The organism is Micromonospora sp. DT44, assembly GCF_049841635.1.
Classification (GTDB): Bacteria; Actinomycetota; Actinomycetes; order Mycobacteriales; family Micromonosporaceae; genus Micromonospora.
In genome coordinates, this window is sequence record NZ_JBNCKS010000068.1 from 1 (window position 1) to 16,236 (window position 16,236).

Genomic DNA, 16,236 nt, shown 5'->3' on the forward strand with positions numbered 1-16,236 from the left:
ACTGGCACACCGGCCAACCGGTCATGCGATCCCTGACCGCCTACGACCACTGACCCCTTGGAATCGATCATCTAGGGAGAACCGGCGCCCTGCGCACGCCCCGTTCTATCGATACGTGTCTAAGGGGCCGATCGGCCGGGCACCTCTGCCGCAACGGGCAGTCCGCGCTCGCAGCGGCGTCAGCGGTAGTCGTCCTCGTCCCCGGTGACCACCCGGGCCTGCTCCATGGCGTCCCAGTCGTCGACCTCCATGCCGCGGTGTGGCTCGACGTCCACGTCGGCGTGGTCGACCGCGGTGGCCTGCTCGACCGCGTCGGCCGGCTCCGCCTCCGGGTCGCGTTCGTCTGCGGCGAGGTGGTCGCCGGGGGTGAAATCCTCGTCGGGCTGACCCATGGTCCCTCCCGGGGTCTCGGGGCGCGGCTCCCACCACCGTACGGGCTGCGTCCGCTCCGCGCCGGCAAGCCGAGTCGGCCGAATCACCCCGGGACGGCGGGAGCCGGTGCCAGGATGGTGCCGTGGGCTTCCTCATCCGACTGGCGATCACCGCGGTCGCGCTGTGGGTGACCACGCTGATCGTGCCCGGGGTGGACGTGCACGGCCGCTCGGGTGGCAACACCGTGCTGACGCTGATCGTGGTGGCGCTCATCTTCGGTGTGATCAACGCGGTGCTCAAGCCGATCATCCGGGTGGTCGGCTGTGTGTTCTACCTGCTCACCCTCGGCCTGTTCGCCCTGGTGGTGAACGCGCTGCTCTTCCTGCTCACCGACCGGATCGCGCGCGGCCTCGACCTACCGTTCCAGGTGGACGGCTTCTGGGCGGCGTTCTGGGGAGCGATCGTCATGACCGTGGTCACCTGGCTGATCAGCGTCATCGTGCCGGATCGTCTGGACGCCCGGTGAGCGGCTGACACCCCCTCGGTTGGTCCTGCGCACCTCACCTGCGGGATACTGCCGGGCGGAGGACAGCGCGGTCCGGCGCACAGACGAACAACAGCGGCCAGCACGGCCGAGAGTGGTAAGTAAGGAGCACATCACATGCCCATCGCTTCCCCCGAGGCCTACGCGGAGATGCTGGACCGCGCCAAGGCTGGCCGGTACGCGTACCCCGCGATCAACGTGACCTCCTCCCAGACGCTGAACGCGGCGCTCAAGGGCTTCGCCGACGCGGAGAGCGACGGCATCATCCAGGTCTCCACCGGTGGTGCCGAGTACCTGTCCGGTCCGTCGATCAAGGACATGGTCACCGGCGCGGTGGCGTTCGCCGCGTACGCGCACGAGGTGGCCAAGAAGTACTCGGTCAACATCGCCCTGCACACGGACCACTGCCCGAAGGACAAGCTGGACAAGTTCGTGCGTCCGCTCATGGCCATCTCGCAGGAGCGCGTGAAGCGCGGCGAGGAGCCGCTGTACCAGTCGCACATGTGGGACGGCTCGGCCGTGCCGGTCGCCGAGAACCTGCAGATCGCCTCCCAGCTCCTCGACGAGGCCGCCAAGGCCAAGATCGTCCTGGAGATCGAGGTCGGTGTCGTCGGTGGCGAGGAGGACGGCGTCGAGAACGCCATCAACGACAAGCTCTACACCACCACCGATGACGGTCTGGCCATGGTCGAGGCGCTCGGCCTCGGCGAGAAGGGCCGCTACATGGCGGCGCTGACCTTCGGCAACGTGCACGGCGTCTACAAGCCGGGCAACGTCAAGCTCCGCCCGGAGATCCTCAACCAGATCCAGGAGGCGGTGGGCGCGAAGTACGGCAAGGACAAGCCGCTGAGCCTGGTCTTCCACGGTGGCTCGGGTTCGCTGCTCAGCGAGATCCGTGAGGCTCTCGACTACGGCGTGGTGAAGATGAACATCGACACCGACACCCAGTACGCCTTCACCCGGCCCGTCGCGGACCACATGCTGCGCAACTACGACGGCGTGCTGAAGATCGACGGCGAGGTCGGCAACAAGAAGCTGTACGACCCGCGCGCCTGGGGCAAGGCCGCCGAGGCCGGCCTGGCCGCCCGCGTCGTCGAGGCGTGCGAGCACCTGCGCTCCACCGGCACCACGATGACCAAGTAACAAGCGCCCGATCGACGGCCGGCTCCCCACCCGGGGGGCCGGCCGTCGGCGTTCACGCCGTCAACAGGCGGACGGCCTCGCGGACGTCGTCGGTGAGGTGGATCGTCGACGAGAGGTCGCCGAACGGTGAGGCGGCCAGCAGCGGGCGCAACAGCGCCTCCACCGGCAGCTCCCGCGTCCAGTAGTCACGGTCCAGGAAGATGTACGCGCCGCTGGCCCCGTCGGTGCCGTAGTAGGTCTTGGTGGCCGCCTGGAACACCTCCTGCACCGTGCCCGCCCGCCCTGGCGCGAACACGATGCCACCCCGGGCGAGGCGCAGGATGGTGTCCTCCCGGATCGCGTTCGAAAAGTACTTCGCGATCCGTCCCGCGAACAGGTTCGCCGGCTCGTGCCCGTACAGCCAGGTCGGGATGGCCAGCCCACCGGCCCGCGCCCAACTGAGGTCGTCGCCCCGCTGGCGGGGTACGCCCGCGTACCGCTGCCGGACCGTCAACGCCACCGCCGTGTACCGGTGGTGGTCGGTGAAGTCGGGCGCGGTGGCCAGCAGGTCGATCGCCGCGGTCAGGTCCGCCGCCGGTCGGTCCGCCAGGTAGGCGCCGAGGTTCGCGGCCTCCATCACCCCGGGGCCGCCGCCGGTCACCACCAGCCGGTCGGCCCGCGCCAGCTCCCATCCCAGAACTGCCGCCATCCGGTACGCGGGACTGCCGCGCCGCACCGCGTGACCGCCCATGATGCCCACCACCGACTGCGACCCGTGCGCGGCCAACCAGGCCCGGGTGGCGTCACCCAGCGCGTTGTCCACGCCATGGTCGTGCAGCCGCTGGCCGAGCGCCTCCTTCACGTCCGGCAGCGCGCCGCCGTGCGCCCGGTAGTGCTCGTACACCCGGGTGTCGTACATGCCGGCGAACCCGCCCTCGACGAACCCGGCGGCGAGGTCGTCCGGGGTGTAGAGGTGCGCCGGCTGGGTCGGGTACGGCAGCCCGGAGAACGGCGGCACCACGTTCGCGCCGCGCCGGACCAGGTCGGCGCCGACCTCCCGGGAGGCGAACCGGCAGCCGACGAAGAGAGTGCCGGTGACCTCGATGCCGGTCAGGTCGGGCACCGGGGCGAGGTCGAGGCGTAGCCCCTGCACGGTCAGCCCGGTCAGCCGGCCCGTGATCAGTTGCCGGTCGAATTCGTCCCGGGTCTGGATCTCGTCGGCGTGCAGGTGCGGTTCGATGACGTCGGTGGGTGGTGGGGTTGGCACCGGGCCATCCTGCCCCTTCGGTGGGGTCGGCCAAACCCCGGACGGCCCGGGACGCGACAGGAGCCCGGCGGTCGTGGCCGTCGGGCTCCTGCGTAACCGGGTCCTGGGGAGGCTCCGGACCATTAGTTGTAGTGGAAAACACCTGGCGGCGGCATAGGCCGCAGGCGTGATGAACTCCTCAGCCGTTCAGCGGGACGCGTCCGCCGACCCGCTCGCATGTCGCCCTGTCCAGCGGGTTGAATGGGGCGATGCAGAACCTTTTGCCGGAGCCACCGGCCACCCTCCTGCCCGCGAACGACGAGGCCGACGCCGCCCTGGCCGCTGCCCAGGAGGCCGGCACCGACGAGGCGTACGCCGAGGTCGCGGCCCGCTTCCCGACCTTCAGCGCGGCGTGGGGCGCGCTCGCGGCCCGGGCGTTCGCGGCCGGCGCGGTGGTGACGGGCTACGCGTACGCGCGCACCGGCTACCACCGTGGCCTGGACCAGCTCCGCCGCAACGGCTGGAAGGGCCACGGTCCGGTGCCGTGGTCCCACGAGCCCAACCGGGGCTTCCTGCGCTGCCTGTACGTGCTCTCCCGGGCCGCTGACGAGATCGGCGAGGCCGACGAGGCGGCCCGCTGCGCCCAGTTCCTGCGCGACTGCGACCCCGCCGCCGGCGACGCCCTTGCCGGCAATTGATTTCGGCGGTTGGGCCGGTCCGGCCGCGCCGGACCGACCCACCGCGCGGGCATGACGCCGATGGTGACGGTGCGGATAGTGACGATACGGTGTCGGAAAGTGATCGTTGCTGACGGCGTGCCTCAACCGCAGTAGCGTGTGTATCTCTGGCCAGTGCACAGGACATCTGGCCGACTGCGCCGGGAGGTTGACGAGATGGCTTGGAGCGACGTCCCAACGCCCTCTTATCTGGACATCGGCACCGTGGATGCCTTCGTCGAACGCATGAGGCAGGCGATCGTTGGTGCCGAAGCCTCTTACGAGCAGAAGTATGAAGCCTTCTCCAGTCTTCACGAAATCAATGCGGGGACTTGGGGTCTCCAGATCACTGAGCCGGGGCTCCAGGCAGCGACGTACCAATACCTCGCCACGGCCTTCGGAGCCTCTTCTGACCTCAATCTGGAGATGGTTAAGGATGGTCATTTCGGCGCTCACCTGCGGCAAGATCTGCAGACCCTGCGCGGTGAGCAATGGCCAGCACCGAACCCGGCCAAGGTTAGCAATCACGGTCCGGAGGTGGTGGCCAAAGGAGTTCGCCCCATCGAGGAGTACCGGGCTGCCAGAATTTCCGCCGCTGATTTCGATCACTTCGCTTCCACACTGTTGGATCGCTTCGGAAGCAACGGAAACCTTAACCGGCAATTCTCGCTGCAAGATATGGGGGACATTCAAGGGTGGATGAGCTTGGCACGTTTAACCAAGGTTGCACATCCGGAACATCGCGACAAGTTCAAGGAACTTGATGTCCGGCTCGCTAGATCGCTTATCCCCCACGCCGCCGTCCCCTCCAAATTAAGAGCCCACGTGCTTTACGGCCAGTTAGGCCAGGATCTGCAAAATGAGGCCGAGGCCGGCAAAATCGACGTTATTCGCACGCGGCGTGGACAACCTCTTGATCCTTTCGCTGATGCCAGCCTGTGGTCGGCGTCGGACAGGAATAAACCACCCTGGCTTCTAGGGCGACCCCTGCCAAGCCAGGAGCCCTCGCCTTTTTCGGCACCGGTCGATCAGCATATGCGCGGCGCGTTGCCGGGGCGCCAACCGACTCATGCGTCCGCACCGACCGCCCCTAGTAGTCGGCCGGTCGACGATTCCACGTCGTTGTTCAAGGATCTGGTCAACTTCCTCCGAAGAATCATCGCTCGTCGGCCGCGCGGAGAAGCTGGTATTGCTCCTTTTTACGGCAACCATGTCGGCATCGCGCAGCAGTACTCTCCGCCAAGCGTGATAGCGCCGGATACACCGGCCAATTTCTGGCCTACCGCGCCGGTGAACCAACAGCCTGCGGGGCAGCCTAACGGCCCCGGTCTGGACATCGCCCAGCCGCGCCAATGGGCGCCGCAGCCGACGTTCAGCTCCGATGCGGCTGCTCTCCGCTCTGCGGCTTACTCGTCGCAGGAGCATTTCGGCAGCTCCGGAGCAGACCCGTCCGACGGACGATCACCTTCCCGCCCTTCGCGTATGCCATGGTCGGTACCGAGGCCGAAAAGCAGGGGCCAGTAGGGGTTCGCTGGGTCGGTCAACGGTGCACATCGTCTCCTCAATCTCCGGTCGGGCGGTCAGAGCCCTTCGGCGACCGCTGCGGCAATCTTGAGCCAGGCGTCCCGGGTGGCCGAGGAGAGACCGCCGTACCGGATCGGCTCGCCGCTGTCGATGAGCCGCTCGTACGGCGCCAGCAACACCGCCCTGGTGCGAGCCGCGAAGTGCTCCTGGATGGCCGGCAGGTCGATCTCCTTGCGGGACGGCGGCATCGACACCACCGTCACCGCCTGCCGGACCAGCCGCTGCCGGCCGCTCTGCTCCAGGTGGTCGAGCATCCGGGCGGCGGTCTCCGCCGAGTCGTTACGGGCGGACATGGTGACCACGAGCTGGTCGGTGGCGTCCATCGACGCCTGCCAGTTCTGCGCCCGTACGTTGTTCCCCGTGTCCACGAAGATCAGCTTGTAGAACCGGCTGACCACCTCGCGGATCTCGGCGAACGCGGCGGCGGTCAACATCTCGCCGCCGGTGGCCGACTCGTCCGAGGCGAGCACGTCGAACATGCCCTCGCCCTGCGACCGCACGTACTGCGACAGGTCGCCGACCCGCCCGTGCGCGCCCTGGAACTGCCCGAGGTCGCGCAACATGTCGCGCACCGTGCGGGCGTGGAAGTCCTGCTGGGCGCGCATCCCGAGGGTGCCCTGGGTCTCGTTGTTGTCCCAGGCCAGCACGTAGCCGCCGCGCTTCTGACCGAACGTCATGGCGAGCAGCAGGATGGCGACCGTCTTACCGGCGCCGCCCTTCGGGTTGACCACGGTCACCTGCCGCAGCCCGCCGAAGTTGCGGCGCACCATCTCGATGTCCCGCTTGAGCTCCTGCTCGTGCCGCCCCGGAGAGAGCCGGAGCAGGCCCATCTTGTTGACCACCGCCCGTACGCCCATGGTGGCCACCGGGTCGGCGGGGCGGACCTGCCGACGGCGGGCGAAGTCCTCCGCCGTCGGCGCGGCCGTGGTCTCCGGAGTCCACGTGGCGTCCGGGTAACCCGTGGCCGGCACCCGCGCCACCGGGTCGGTCTCCTGGTACTGCTGCGGCGGGACCGGTGGAGCCGCCGCCGCGCCCTGCTGCCAGGGCGGCGCATACCAACCCGGCGACGGGGGAAACGGCCCCGGCGGCGGGGTCGGTACGGCGTCCTGCTGCGGTGGTTCCACCGGTGCCGGGCCGGCCTGACCAGGGATCGCCGCCTGGCCGCCGTAGACCTGCCCCGTGTACGTCTGCCCCGCCGCGCCGCCGCTGTCGACGGCGGGCGTCGGGAGTGGCGGAACCGGCGGGGTGGGGATCGGTGGCGGCGGGATGTCGACCTGCTCCTGTGCCGACGGGGTCGGGCTGGCCGGTCGCTGCGGTGGATACGCCCAGGGTGACTCGGTCGCGGGCCGAGCCGCCCCGACGGCAGGCGCGGTCTCCCCGCCCCCCTGCGACACCGGTTCCGCTGCCGCCCCTGCGGCCTGGCCTGCTGTGCCGGGGTCTGCCGTTGCCGCGCCCGCTGCGGGTGGCGCTGCTGCTCCGGGGCTTGCGGTGGCCGCACCGTCGGCGGGTGCGGCCACGACCGGCGGGCGATCCAGGGAGAACGGTAGATCCAGGTCGACGCCACCCGACACGCCCGATTGGCCGGGGATCGGGACGGCGGCGGTGGCCGCCGGGTTCGGCGTGGCGCCTTCGGCGGTCGGAGTGCCGGTGGACGACGGCGACGAGTCGTTGCTGGGCCCGATGAGCCCGCCCACCACGGGCGGCAGCGGTGGCGTCGGCGCTACGGGCGGCGTCGAAGGAGCGGGCGACGTCGTCGACGCGGGTGACGCGGCCGGCGGGTCGGCCGGAGGCCAGCTCGGTTGCGCCGGCGCCCAGCCCGTGCCCGGCCCGTTCGCGCCCCAGGCCGTCGGTGGGGGCACCGCCCCGGTCAGCGACGAATAGTCCGACGGAGACGGCGGCGGCAGGGCCGCTGCGCCCGGCTGCCCGGGGACGCCAGGACGGCCGACCGACGGCGCCGTGATCGGCGGTGCGGCGACCGGCGGTGACACGGCCGCAGGCGCGGACTGCGACGGGCCGACCCGCTGCTCGGCGACCGCCGCCCACGGCGGTACCACCTCTGCGCCCTGCTCGGCCGGATCCGGCGGCCACAGTGGTTCGATGTCCCGCTCCGGCACCGGCTGCTGGCCGGGCACCTGCGCCCGGTCGGCGTTCTTGTCCATTACGGTTCCTCCCCAGTCCTCCTGCGAGGATAGGCCCACCGGCCGACCGGGGCCGGTCGGCGAAACGGCGGTCAGACCACCCAGACCGCCCAGGCGCCCGGTTCGACCCACCACGAGCGCTTGCGGGTCAGCTCACCCTCGACGCCGTCGTCGAGGTAGGGCACCTTTTCCTCGCGGGGCAGCACCGACACCGCCCGTCCGCGAGCCCGCCGCACTTCGAGGCGTACCCGCTTGCGACCCCACGTCGACCTGACGACCACCGGAACGGCCACCGCGACCTCGACCTGGCCGTCCGCCGGGTCCGGCGCGGCCAGCAACGTCACGTCGTCCAGCGACGCGTACCCGCCGGCGTTGCCGACCGCGCAGGCCAGCAACGGTTCGTCACCGTTCGTGAGGACGGTGTCGTCGACCTCCACCCGGGCCCGCCAGTGCAGCGGCCGACCCGCGTCGTCGGCGGCCCCGAACAGCGCGCCGTCCAGGGTCACCGAGCCGCCGTCGTTGCGTAGCAGATCCAGCCGACGTGGCGTGCCGTCGAGCACCGCGGCCGCCACGGCCGCCGGGTCGCGGGGCAACCCGAGCTGCGCGGCCAGGTCCCGCTGGGCGCCGCCGCGCGCCGGGTCGAGCGGGAGTACGGCGACCGGCGGCAGGTCGGGCAGGGTCCGGTCGTCACGCAGGTCCGCCGGGCGACGGCTCGGCGCTGGCGCGTACCGCCGAACGAGCCGGCGCAGCACGGCGCGCAACTGACCGTCGCTCGCCGTGGCGACGACCAGCCGGGTCTTGCCGTCCGCGTCCGGCCAGGTGAGGCCGTCCGGACGGGCCGGGCCGTCGAGCTGCGCGAGTACGGCGTCGATCTCCGCGTCCGAGCGGGCGGTGACCATCTGCACCCGGGCACCCCGGGCGGTCAGCGCGTCGGCGCAGGCCAGCACCGGGACCCGGGGCCGATCGGTGGCGCAACTGTCGGCGTCATCCGGCATCGGCCCGGTTCCGTCGACGCCCGCGCCGGTCGCGCCCGCGCCGCCGCAGCAGGCCTCGCCGCTGCCGCACCCGCCGGAAGCGTCCCGCTCCGACGAAAGGGTGAGCAGCACCACGTCGTACACCGAAGGAGCCTCCCGCCTCTCGACGCGACCCCTGCCGGTCGCGCCGTCACTACTTGTTAACCTGACACCCCGGGCTCGCCAACCGGTCGCCATCTGGCACCCGAGCCTTCTGGAGGCGGAAGAGATGCCAGCGATCGTGCTCATCGGCGCTCAGTGGGGCGACGAGGGCAAGGGCAAGGTTACCGACCTGCTGGGTGAGCGGGTCGACTACGTCGTGCGCTACTCCGGCGGCAACAACGCCGGGCACACGGTGATCACCCCGGACGGCCAGAAGTACGCGCTCCACCTGATGCCCTCCGGGGCGCTCTCGCCGAGCGCGATGATCGTCATCGGCAACGGCGTGGTCGTCGACCCGAAGGTGCTCCTCGCCGAGATCGACGGTCTCGCCGAGCGTGGCGTGGACGTGTCCCGGCTGCGGATCTCCGGCGACGCGCACCTGATCATGCCGCACCACCGGGCGTTGGACCGGGTGATCGAGCGCTACCTCGGTTCGTCCCGGATCGGCACCACCGGCCGGGGCATCGGCCCCGCGTACGGCGACAAGGTCGCCCGGATCGGCATCCGACTCCAGGACCTGCTCGACCCGGGCATTCTGCGCAAGAAGCTGGAACTCGCGCTGCGCGAGAAGAACCAGATCCTGTTCAAGGTCTACAACCGCAAGGCGATCGACCTCGAGGCGACCGTCGAGGAGTACCTGGAGTACGCGGAGCGGCTCAAGCCGTACATCGCGGAGACCCGGGCGATGCTCTGGGACGCGCTGGACCGGGGCGAGACGGTGCTGCTGGAGGGCGCGCAGGCCACCATGCTCGACATGGACCACGGCACGTACCCCTTCGTGACCTCGTCCAACCCGACCGCCGGTGGTGCCTGCGTGGGCGCCGGCATCCCGCCGACCGCGATCAACCAGGTGATCGCGGTGAGCAAGGCGTACACCACCCGGGTAGGTGCCGGGCCGTTCCCGACCGAGCTGTTCGACGCCAACGGCGCGCACCTGCGAAAGATCGGCGCGGAGTACGGCACGACCACCGGCCGGGAGCGCCGCTGCGGGTGGTTCGACGCGGTGGTGGCCCGGTACGCCTGCCGCCTCAACGGCGTCACCGACCTGGTCATCACCAAGCTGGACGTACTCACCGGGCTGCCGAAGGTGCCGATCTGCGTCGGCTACGAGATCAACGGCAAGCGCGTCGACGACATGCCGATGACCCAGACGGACTTCCACCACGCCACGCCGGTGTACGAGGAGATGGACGGGTGGTGGGAGGACATCACCAAGGCCCGCACCCCCGAAGACCTGCCGGAGAACGCCCGCCGCTACATCGCCCGCGTAGAGGAACTCTGCAACACCCGGGTCAGCGTCATAGGCGTAGGCCCAGGCCGAGAAGAAAACGTAATCCAACACCCCCTCCTCCCCTAACCCCCCGCCCCCGCCCCCGCCCCCGCCCCCGCCCCCGGCCCCGGCCCCGGCCCCACCCGATTCGCCCCGTTGATCAAGAGGTTTGCGTCAAATTCGCGCCGATTCCTGACGCAAACCTCTTGATCAACGGAGATGGCGCGTGCGGGTTATCCACAGGGCGCCCCCGGGGTTATCCACAGGGGCTTTGGTGCGGGTGTGTCGGTGGGCAGGGTGTGGGGGTGGGACCACACCAGGTGCTTCGTGAATTAGCGGCCGGGCAGGACGGGATCGTCACCCTGACGCAGGCCCTGCACGCCGGCCTGACGAGGGACCAGGTTCGACAGTTGTGTCGCTCCGGCAGGTGGCAGGGGCTCCTGCGCGGGTGCTACGTCCCGGAGGCAGAGTCGTCCGACTCGACGCTGCGGCGCGCCCGCATCCGGGCAGCGACCGCTAGCCTCGGGCCGACCGCCTTCACGGTTCTCGACACAGCGCTCGAGGTGCACGGCATCGCCGGTCTGCGCCGGACGACGCAGGTCCACGTATCGGTGCCCGTCGACAGGCCCCGGCCTCAGCGCGCGCCGGCACCCTGGCTGGTCGTACACCAGCTGACCGTCGGTACCGGCGACATCGTCACGGTCGCTGGTGTCCGAGCGACCTCTCCGCTGCGCACGATCTCGGACGTCATTCTGCGTGCTGACCGGTACTCGGCGGTCTCCATTGTCGACTCGGCGCTTCACCAGGGTCTCGTCACGCCGGCCGACCTCAACGTGATCCCGCGTCTGGTTCGGGGGCGACGGGGCGCGGTGGCGGCACGACCATGGCTGGCGGAGGCGGACGGGCGCGCCCAGTCGCCCCTGGAGACGCGTTCCCGACTGCGCTGCGTCGACGGTGGGGTGCCACCGGACGCCTTGCAGTTGGAAGTACGCGACGACGACGGATACCTGCTCGGTATCGGCGACCTCGGGTGGCGCGCGCCGAGGGTGATAGCGGAAGCCGACGGTCGCAGCGCCCATGACACCCCGGAGGCGGCCTTCGCTGACCGCCGCCGTCAGAATCGCCTGGTCAACGCCGGCTGGACGATCCTCCGTTTCACCTGGCAGGACACCCTGCGGCCCGACTACATCCCCTGGACCGTCCGCAAGGCGATCATGAGGAACCAGGACCAACCCCGGTGATCAAGAGCTTTGCGTCAGATCCGCGCCGATTTCTGACGCGAACCTCTTGATCACCGAGAGTCAGCTGGGGTGGGGCCGGGACCGGGGGGCGGGGAGGGGTGGGCGGTAGGATGGCGCGTTGTGCGGGTTCTCTTGGTGGGTGGTGGAGGGCGTGAGCATGCGCTTGCCCTCGGGTTGGTTCGCGATTCGGCTGTCGACGCGCTGATCGCCGCTCCGGGTAATCCGGGGATCGCCGAGGTCGCCGAGCTGAAGGCCGTTACCGCGACCGATCCGGCCGCCGTGGCGGCGCTGGCGGTGGAGACCGCAGCCGACCTGGTGGTGATCGGGCCGGAGGCTCCGCTGGTCGCCGGTGTCGCCGACGCCGCACGCGCCAAGGGCATCGCCGTCTTCGGCCCGTCGGCCGAGGCCGCGCAGTTGGAGGGTTCGAAGGCGTTCGCCAAGGACGTGATGACCGCCGCCGGTGTGCCGACCGCCCGGGCGTACGTCTGCACGGACGAGGAGAGCACCGCGCGTGCGCTCGACGAGTTCGGCGCGCCGTACGTGGTGAAGGACGACGGTCTCGCCGCCGGCAAGGGCGTGGTGGTGACCGACGACCGGTTCGCCGCGCTGGCGCACGCCGCGGAGTGTGGCCGGGTCGTGGTCGAGGAGTTCCTCGACGGCCCGGAGGTCAGCCTGTTCGTGGTCACCGACGGCGAGGCGGCCCTGCCGCTGCTGCCCGCGCAGGACTTCAAGCGGATCGGCGACGGCGACACCGGCCCCAACACGGGTGGCATGGGAGCGTACGCGCCGCTGCCGTGGGCGCCGCCGGGCCTGGTCGACGACGTCATGCGCGACGTGGTCCACCCGACGCTGGCCGAGATGCGCCGCCGGGGCACGCCGTTCGCGGGCCTGCTCTACGTCGGCCTGGCGATGACCGCCGCCGGCCCCCGGGTGATCGAGTTCAACGCGCGCTTCGGTGACCCGGAGACCCAGGTGGTGCTCGCGCTGCTGGAGACTCCCCTGGGTGGGTTGTTGCAGGCGGCGGCCACCGGCACGCTGGCCGAGCATCCGCCGCTGCGCTGGCGGGATGGCGCCGCCGTCACCGTGGTGCTCGCCGCGCAGGGCTACCCGGCCGCGCCGCGCACCGGCGATGTGATCACCGGCGCGGACCGGCCGGGCATCATCCACGCGGGCACCGCCCGCCGGGCCGACGACGGCGCGTTGCTCTCCGCCGGCGGCCGGGTTCTCAGTGGTACGGCCACCGGCCCCGACCTGGCGGCTGCCCGGGACGCGGCGTACGCGCTGGTGGACGGGTTGGAGTTGGCGGGCTCGCAGCACCGCACCGACATCGCCGCCGCCGCGATCGCCGGCCGGATCACGATCCCGGGCTGACCTCTCAGCCGTAGTAGCGGCGCAGCTCGCGCGCGAGGACCTTGCCGGTGGCGTTGCGGGGCAGATACTTCACGTAGACCACGTCCCGGGGTACGGAGAAGCGGGCCAGGTAGTGCCGGACGTACTCGCGGACCGCCTCGGGGTCGAGCGTCTCGCCGGGGTGCAGGGCGAGGAACGCGGCGAGTCGCTGGCCGTACTCGGGGTCGGGTACGCCGATCACGGCGGCCTCGCGTACCTGCGGTAGCTGGGCGAGCAGGTCCTCCACCTCGGACGGGAACACGTTCTCGCCGCCGGAGACGATCATGTCGTCGGCCCGGCCGTCCACGAAGAGCAGCCCGTCGGGGTTGAGTCGGCCGAGGTCTCCGGTGTCGAGCAACCCGTCGCGGGCCTGGAGGGTGGCACCCGAGGTGTAGCCCTCGAAGAGCATCTCGTTGCCGACGAAGATGCGCCCGACCTGTCCCTGCGGCACCGGTTGGCCGGCGTTGTCGAGCAGTTCCAGCCGGGTGCCGTGTGGTGGCCGGCCGGCCGTGGTGGGTGCCTGGCGCAGGTCCGCCGGGTTGGCGATGGACGCCCAGGAGACCTCGGTGGATCCGTACATGTTGTAGAGGACGTATCCGTACGCGTCCATGAACTTCGGTGCGAGCCCGCCGGGTAGGGCCGATCCGCTGACCGCGACGACCTTGAGCGTGGGGCGCGGGTCCGGCGGGGGCACTTCCAGCAGCCGCTGGAGCATCACGGGTACGGCGAAGAGGGCGTCGCAGCGGTGGGTGACCAGGGCGGCGAGCGTGGCGGCCGGGTCGAAGCGGCGGTGCAGCACGATGGTGGCCCGCAGCGCGAAGCACACCTGGAGCGCGGCGAATCCCCAGGTGTGGAAGATCGGGGCGGCGATCAGCACCCGGTCCTTCGCGTGCAGGGGTATGCGGTCGATGATGGACACGAGCGGCCCGAAGCCGCTGGGTGTGGGACGGCGGGCGCCCTTGGGAGCGCCGGTGGTGCCCGAGGTCAGCACGATGATCCGGCCGTCGCGCTCCGGCGGGTGCAGCTCGCCCGGTAGCGCCCCGGCCACCAGTTCCTCGCGGGCGCGCTCGTCGAGGCGGGGCAGTTCGGCGGGGAGGCCGAGGACCCGTTCGGCGAATTCGTCGTCGTGCACCAACAGCCGCAGCCGTTGCTCCTCGGCGACCGTCGCGAGTTGGGCGGCGGAGAGGCCCGTGTTGACGAGCACCGCGTCGACACCGAGCAGGGTCGCCGCGACGATCGTCTCGATGAGCCCGTGGTGGTTGCGGCAGAGGACGCCGATCCGGTCGCCGGGTTGTACGCCGAGCCCGGCCCGCATCGACCGGGCCATCCGCTCAGCCCGGTCGAGGAGCGCCTGATAGGTCAGCTCGACGCCGTCCTCGTCGATGATCGCCGGTCGCCCGGGGTCGCGGGCGGCCGCCTGGCGTAGTTCGCCGGCGAGGCTCCATCCCCAGGTACGCAGCGCGTTGAGCTGCGAGGCGATCCGGACCGGGCGGCCCGGCGTGAGCAGCCCACGACGGGTCAGCGTGGCAACGATGAACGGCAGGTCCATGCCGCAGACCTCCTTGAGGGGTGGCACGCGGACAGCCCCATCCGGCGGGGCGTCTTCCTTGATCATGCACCGGGGGCGGCGGCGGGCCCAGCCGACGTCGGCGTGGGGTGACGTAGTCGGCACAGATAGGCAGAAGCGGTGGTCCGGGCGGGGTCAGGGGACACCCCGGCCCGGACGACCGTCGGCCGGAGGGTCAGCGGATCTGCATGCCGGAGATCGCTCGGGAGATGACCAGTCGCTGGATCTCGGACGTACCCTCGAAAATGGTGTAGATCTTTGCGTCGCGGTACCAGCGCTCGACCGGGTGGTCGCGCAGGAATCCGGCGCCGCCGAGCAGTTGTACGGCCTTCTCGGTGACGGACACCGCCACCTCGCCGGCCTTGAGCTTGGACATCGAGCCCTCGCCCGCGGTGAACGGGCGGTTGTTGCGGCCCATCCAGGAGGCCCGCCAGACCAGCAGTCGCGCCGCGTCGATCTCCATGCGCATGTCGGCCAGCGTGAACGCGACGGCCTGGTTCTCGATGATCGGCCGTCCGAACTGGACCCGCTCCTTGGCGTAGTCCAGGGCGTACTCGTAGGCGGCCCGCGCCACGCCGAGTGCCTGCGCGCCCACGGTGGGTCGGGACAGTTCGAAGGTACGCATCGCGGCCTGACCGCTGGCCCGTTGGCCGGACCGGGCCCGGGCCAGGCGTTCGTCCAGGGCGTCCTTGTCGCCGAGCAGGCAGCGGCCGGGCACGCGTACGTCGTCGAGGAAGACGTCGGCGGTGTGCGACGCGCGCAGGCCGAGCTTGCGCAGCTTGCGGGTCGCGGCCAGGCCGGGCGTGCCCGGCGGTACGACGAACGCCGCCTGGCCGCGTGAGCCGAGCGTGGGATCCACGGAGGCGGTGACCACGTGCACTCCGGCGATGCCGCCGTTGGTGGCGTACGCCTTCTGGCCGGTGAGCACCCACTCGTCGGTGGCCTCGTCGTAGACGGCGCGGGTGCGCATCGCGCTGACGTCGGAACCGGCCTCGGGTTCGCTGCTGCAAAACGCGGCGACGGCGGGCGAGTCGACGTCGCCGAAGCACTGCGGCACCCACTCGACCATCTGGTCCGGGGTGCCGGTGCCGTAGATGGCGGCGACGGCGAGTGAGGTGCCGAAGATGCTCAGGCCGATGCCGGCGTCACCCCAGAAGAGTTCCTCGCTGGCGATGGGCAGGGACAGCCCGGTCGGGTCGGCCCAGCAGGTGGCGAGGAACTCGAAGCCGTAGAGGCCGACCTTCGCGGCCTCCTGGATCACCGGCCACGGGGTGTCCTCGCGCTCGTCCCACTCGGCGGCGGCCGGGCGCACGACCTCGGCGGCGAAGCCGTGCACCCAGTCGCGTAGATCCCGCTGCTCCTCGTTCAGGTCGAGCGAGAACTCGGCCATGTCAGGCCTTGGGGATGTCGAACAGGTTGGCGATGTTGGCGGCGAGGCCCAGGTCGCCCTTGGCCTTCAGCTTGCCGGTCATGAACATCATGACCGGGTTGGCGCCGCCGGAGACGATCTTCAGGAACTCGACCGGGCCCATGGTGAGGCTGAGCTTCGGGTCGTGCTGCGGGGTCTCGTTCACCTCGCACTTGCCGTCGGCGATGGCCACCTCGTAGGTGTCGCTGCCGCCGTCCGGGCGACCGGTGATGATCCAGTGGATGACCGCGTTGGTGGAGCCGGCCCGGTCCGCGCGGAACAGCGACGGCATCCGGCCGAACACCTCACCGAGGACCTTGCCGCGCAGCTCGCCGGCCATCACCTGGGCGATCTTGTCGTCCGGGGTGGACTTGACCAGCTGGGCGAACTCCTTGGGCCCGACGTTGGCGAAGTTGGCCGGGTCGAAGTCAGTCATGAGACGCGCCTTCCGGAAGATTTGGCTA

At 70.8% G+C, this 16,236-nt stretch carries 14 protein-coding genes; 7 read left to right on the forward strand and 7 right to left on the reverse strand.

Features of this window, described 5'->3' with window-relative positions:
* Positions 1–179: 179 nt before the first annotated feature.
* On the reverse strand, positions 180–392 hold the full coding sequence (locus ACLQ25_RS28465) for a hypothetical protein (protein ID WP_425733837.1): 213 nt from the start codon (positions 390–392) through the stop codon (positions 180–182).
* 122 nt (positions 393–514) lie between these two features.
* Between ACLQ25_RS28465 and ACLQ25_RS28470 the strand changes: the two genes are divergently transcribed.
* Complete coding sequence (locus tag ACLQ25_RS28470; protein ID WP_425733838.1) at positions 515–898, forward strand: phage holin family protein; 384 nt, start codon at positions 515–517, stop codon at positions 896–898.
* 135 nt (positions 899–1,033) lie between these two features.
* Entirely contained in the window at positions 1,034–2,059 is a 1,026-nt protein-coding gene (gene fbaA / locus ACLQ25_RS28475; protein ID WP_425733839.1) for a class II fructose-bisphosphate aldolase, read from the forward strand.
* Positions 2,060–2,111: 52 nt separating this feature from the next.
* Here the strand turns inward: fbaA and ACLQ25_RS28480 are convergent, their stop codons facing one another.
* Positions 2,112–3,305: an LOG family protein gene (locus ACLQ25_RS28480; protein ID WP_425733840.1), complete on the reverse strand. Its 1,194-nt coding sequence runs from the start codon at positions 3,303–3,305 to the stop codon at positions 2,112–2,114.
* A gap of 248 nt (positions 3,306–3,553) precedes the next feature.
* On the opposite strand from ACLQ25_RS28480, the gene ACLQ25_RS28485 reads away from it, so the two are divergent.
* Together ACLQ25_RS28485 and ACLQ25_RS28490 are read left to right on the forward strand one after the other, a co-directional pair.
* Complete coding sequence (locus ACLQ25_RS28485) at positions 3,554–3,982, forward strand: DUF3151 domain-containing protein (protein WP_425733841.1); 429 nt, start codon at positions 3,554–3,556, stop codon at positions 3,980–3,982.
* 195 nt (positions 3,983–4,177) lie between these two features.
* Complete coding sequence (locus tag ACLQ25_RS28490; RefSeq protein WP_425733842.1) at positions 4,178–5,524, forward strand: hypothetical protein; 1,347 nt, start codon at positions 4,178–4,180, stop codon at positions 5,522–5,524.
* Between the two features lie 56 nt (positions 5,525–5,580).
* Here the strand turns inward: ACLQ25_RS28490 and ACLQ25_RS28495 are convergent, their stop codons facing one another.
* Together ACLQ25_RS28495 and ACLQ25_RS28500 are read right to left on the reverse strand one after the other, a co-directional pair.
* On the reverse strand, positions 5,581–7,743 hold the full coding sequence (locus tag ACLQ25_RS28495) for a chromosome partitioning protein (protein ID WP_425733843.1): 2,163 nt from the start codon (positions 7,741–7,743) through the stop codon (positions 5,581–5,583).
* Positions 7,744–7,814: 71 nt separating this feature from the next.
* Positions 7,815–8,840 carry a hypothetical protein gene (locus ACLQ25_RS28500; RefSeq protein WP_425733844.1) on the reverse strand — a complete coding sequence of 342 codons (1,026 nt, stop codon included), beginning with the start codon at positions 8,838–8,840 and terminating at the stop codon, positions 7,815–7,817.
* Positions 8,841–8,964: 124 nt separating this feature from the next.
* On the opposite strand from ACLQ25_RS28500, the gene ACLQ25_RS28505 reads away from it, so the two are divergent.
* The 3 genes from ACLQ25_RS28505 to purD all read left to right on the forward strand — a co-directional run bounded on the left by ACLQ25_RS28505 (position 8,965) and on the right by purD (position 12,779).
* Positions 8,965–10,254: an adenylosuccinate synthase gene (locus ACLQ25_RS28505; RefSeq protein WP_425733845.1), complete on the forward strand. Its 1,290-nt coding sequence runs from the start codon at positions 8,965–8,967 to the stop codon at positions 10,252–10,254.
* A 218-nt stretch (positions 10,255–10,472) separates the two neighbouring features.
* Positions 10,473–11,408 carry a type IV toxin-antitoxin system AbiEi family antitoxin domain-containing protein gene (locus tag ACLQ25_RS28510; protein WP_425733846.1) on the forward strand — a complete coding sequence of 312 codons (936 nt, stop codon included), beginning with the start codon at positions 10,473–10,475 and terminating at the stop codon, positions 11,406–11,408.
* Between the two features lie 120 nt (positions 11,409–11,528).
* Positions 11,529–12,779: a phosphoribosylamine--glycine ligase gene (gene purD, locus ACLQ25_RS28515; protein WP_425733847.1), complete on the forward strand. Its 1,251-nt coding sequence runs from the start codon at positions 11,529–11,531 to the stop codon at positions 12,777–12,779.
* A gap of 4 nt (positions 12,780–12,783) precedes the next feature.
* Here the strand turns inward: purD and ACLQ25_RS28520 are convergent, their stop codons facing one another.
* From ACLQ25_RS28520 to ACLQ25_RS28530, 3 genes are all read right to left on the reverse strand, one after another.
* The gene (locus tag ACLQ25_RS28520) at positions 12,784–14,346 is read right to left on the reverse strand and encodes an AMP-binding protein (RefSeq protein ID WP_425733848.1); all 1,563 of its coding nucleotides are present in this window, start codon (positions 14,344–14,346) and stop codon (positions 12,784–12,786) included.
* Positions 14,347–14,539: 193 nt separating this feature from the next.
* On the reverse strand, positions 14,540–15,754 hold the full coding sequence (locus tag ACLQ25_RS28525; protein ID WP_425733849.1) for an acyl-CoA dehydrogenase family protein: 1,215 nt from the start codon (positions 15,752–15,754) through the stop codon (positions 14,540–14,542).
* 1 nt (position 15,755) lies between these two features.
* Positions 15,756–16,208 (reverse strand): SCP2 sterol-binding domain-containing protein, encoded by a 453-nt coding sequence (locus ACLQ25_RS28530; protein ID WP_355048433.1) that lies wholly within the window; start codon positions 16,206–16,208, stop codon positions 15,756–15,758.
* Between the last annotated feature and the right edge of the window lie 28 nt (positions 16,209–16,236).

Bases quoted from the DNA above. Each gene is read 5' to 3' on its own strand.
- ACLQ25_RS28530 (WP_355048433.1), bottom strand. From the start codon at position 16,208: ATGACTGACTTCGACCCGGCCAACTTCGCCAACGTCGGGCCCAAGGAG.
- ACLQ25_RS28490 (WP_425733842.1), top strand. From the start codon at position 4,178: ATGGCTTGGAGCGACGTCCCAACGCCCTCTTATCTGGACATCGGCACC.
- ACLQ25_RS28525 (WP_425733849.1), bottom strand. From the start codon at position 15,754: ATGGCCGAGTTCTCGCTCGACCTGAACGAGGAGCAGCGGGATCTACGC.
- ACLQ25_RS28520 (WP_425733848.1), bottom strand. From the start codon at position 14,346: ATGGACCTGCCGTTCATCGTTGCCACGCTGACCCGTCGTGGGCTGCTC.
- fbaA (WP_425733839.1), top strand. From the start codon at position 1,034: ATGCCCATCGCTTCCCCCGAGGCCTACGCGGAGATGCTGGACCGCGCC.
- ACLQ25_RS28495 (WP_425733843.1), bottom strand. From the start codon at position 7,743: ATGGACAAGAACGCCGACCGGGCGCAGGTGCCCGGCCAGCAGCCGGTG.
- ACLQ25_RS28465 (WP_425733837.1), bottom strand. From the start codon at position 392: ATGGGTCAGCCCGACGAGGATTTCACCCCCGGCGACCACCTCGCCGCA.
- ACLQ25_RS28485 (WP_425733841.1), top strand. From the start codon at position 3,554: ATGCAGAACCTTTTGCCGGAGCCACCGGCCACCCTCCTGCCCGCGAAC.
- ACLQ25_RS28505 (WP_425733845.1), top strand. From the start codon at position 8,965: ATGCCAGCGATCGTGCTCATCGGCGCTCAGTGGGGCGACGAGGGCAAG.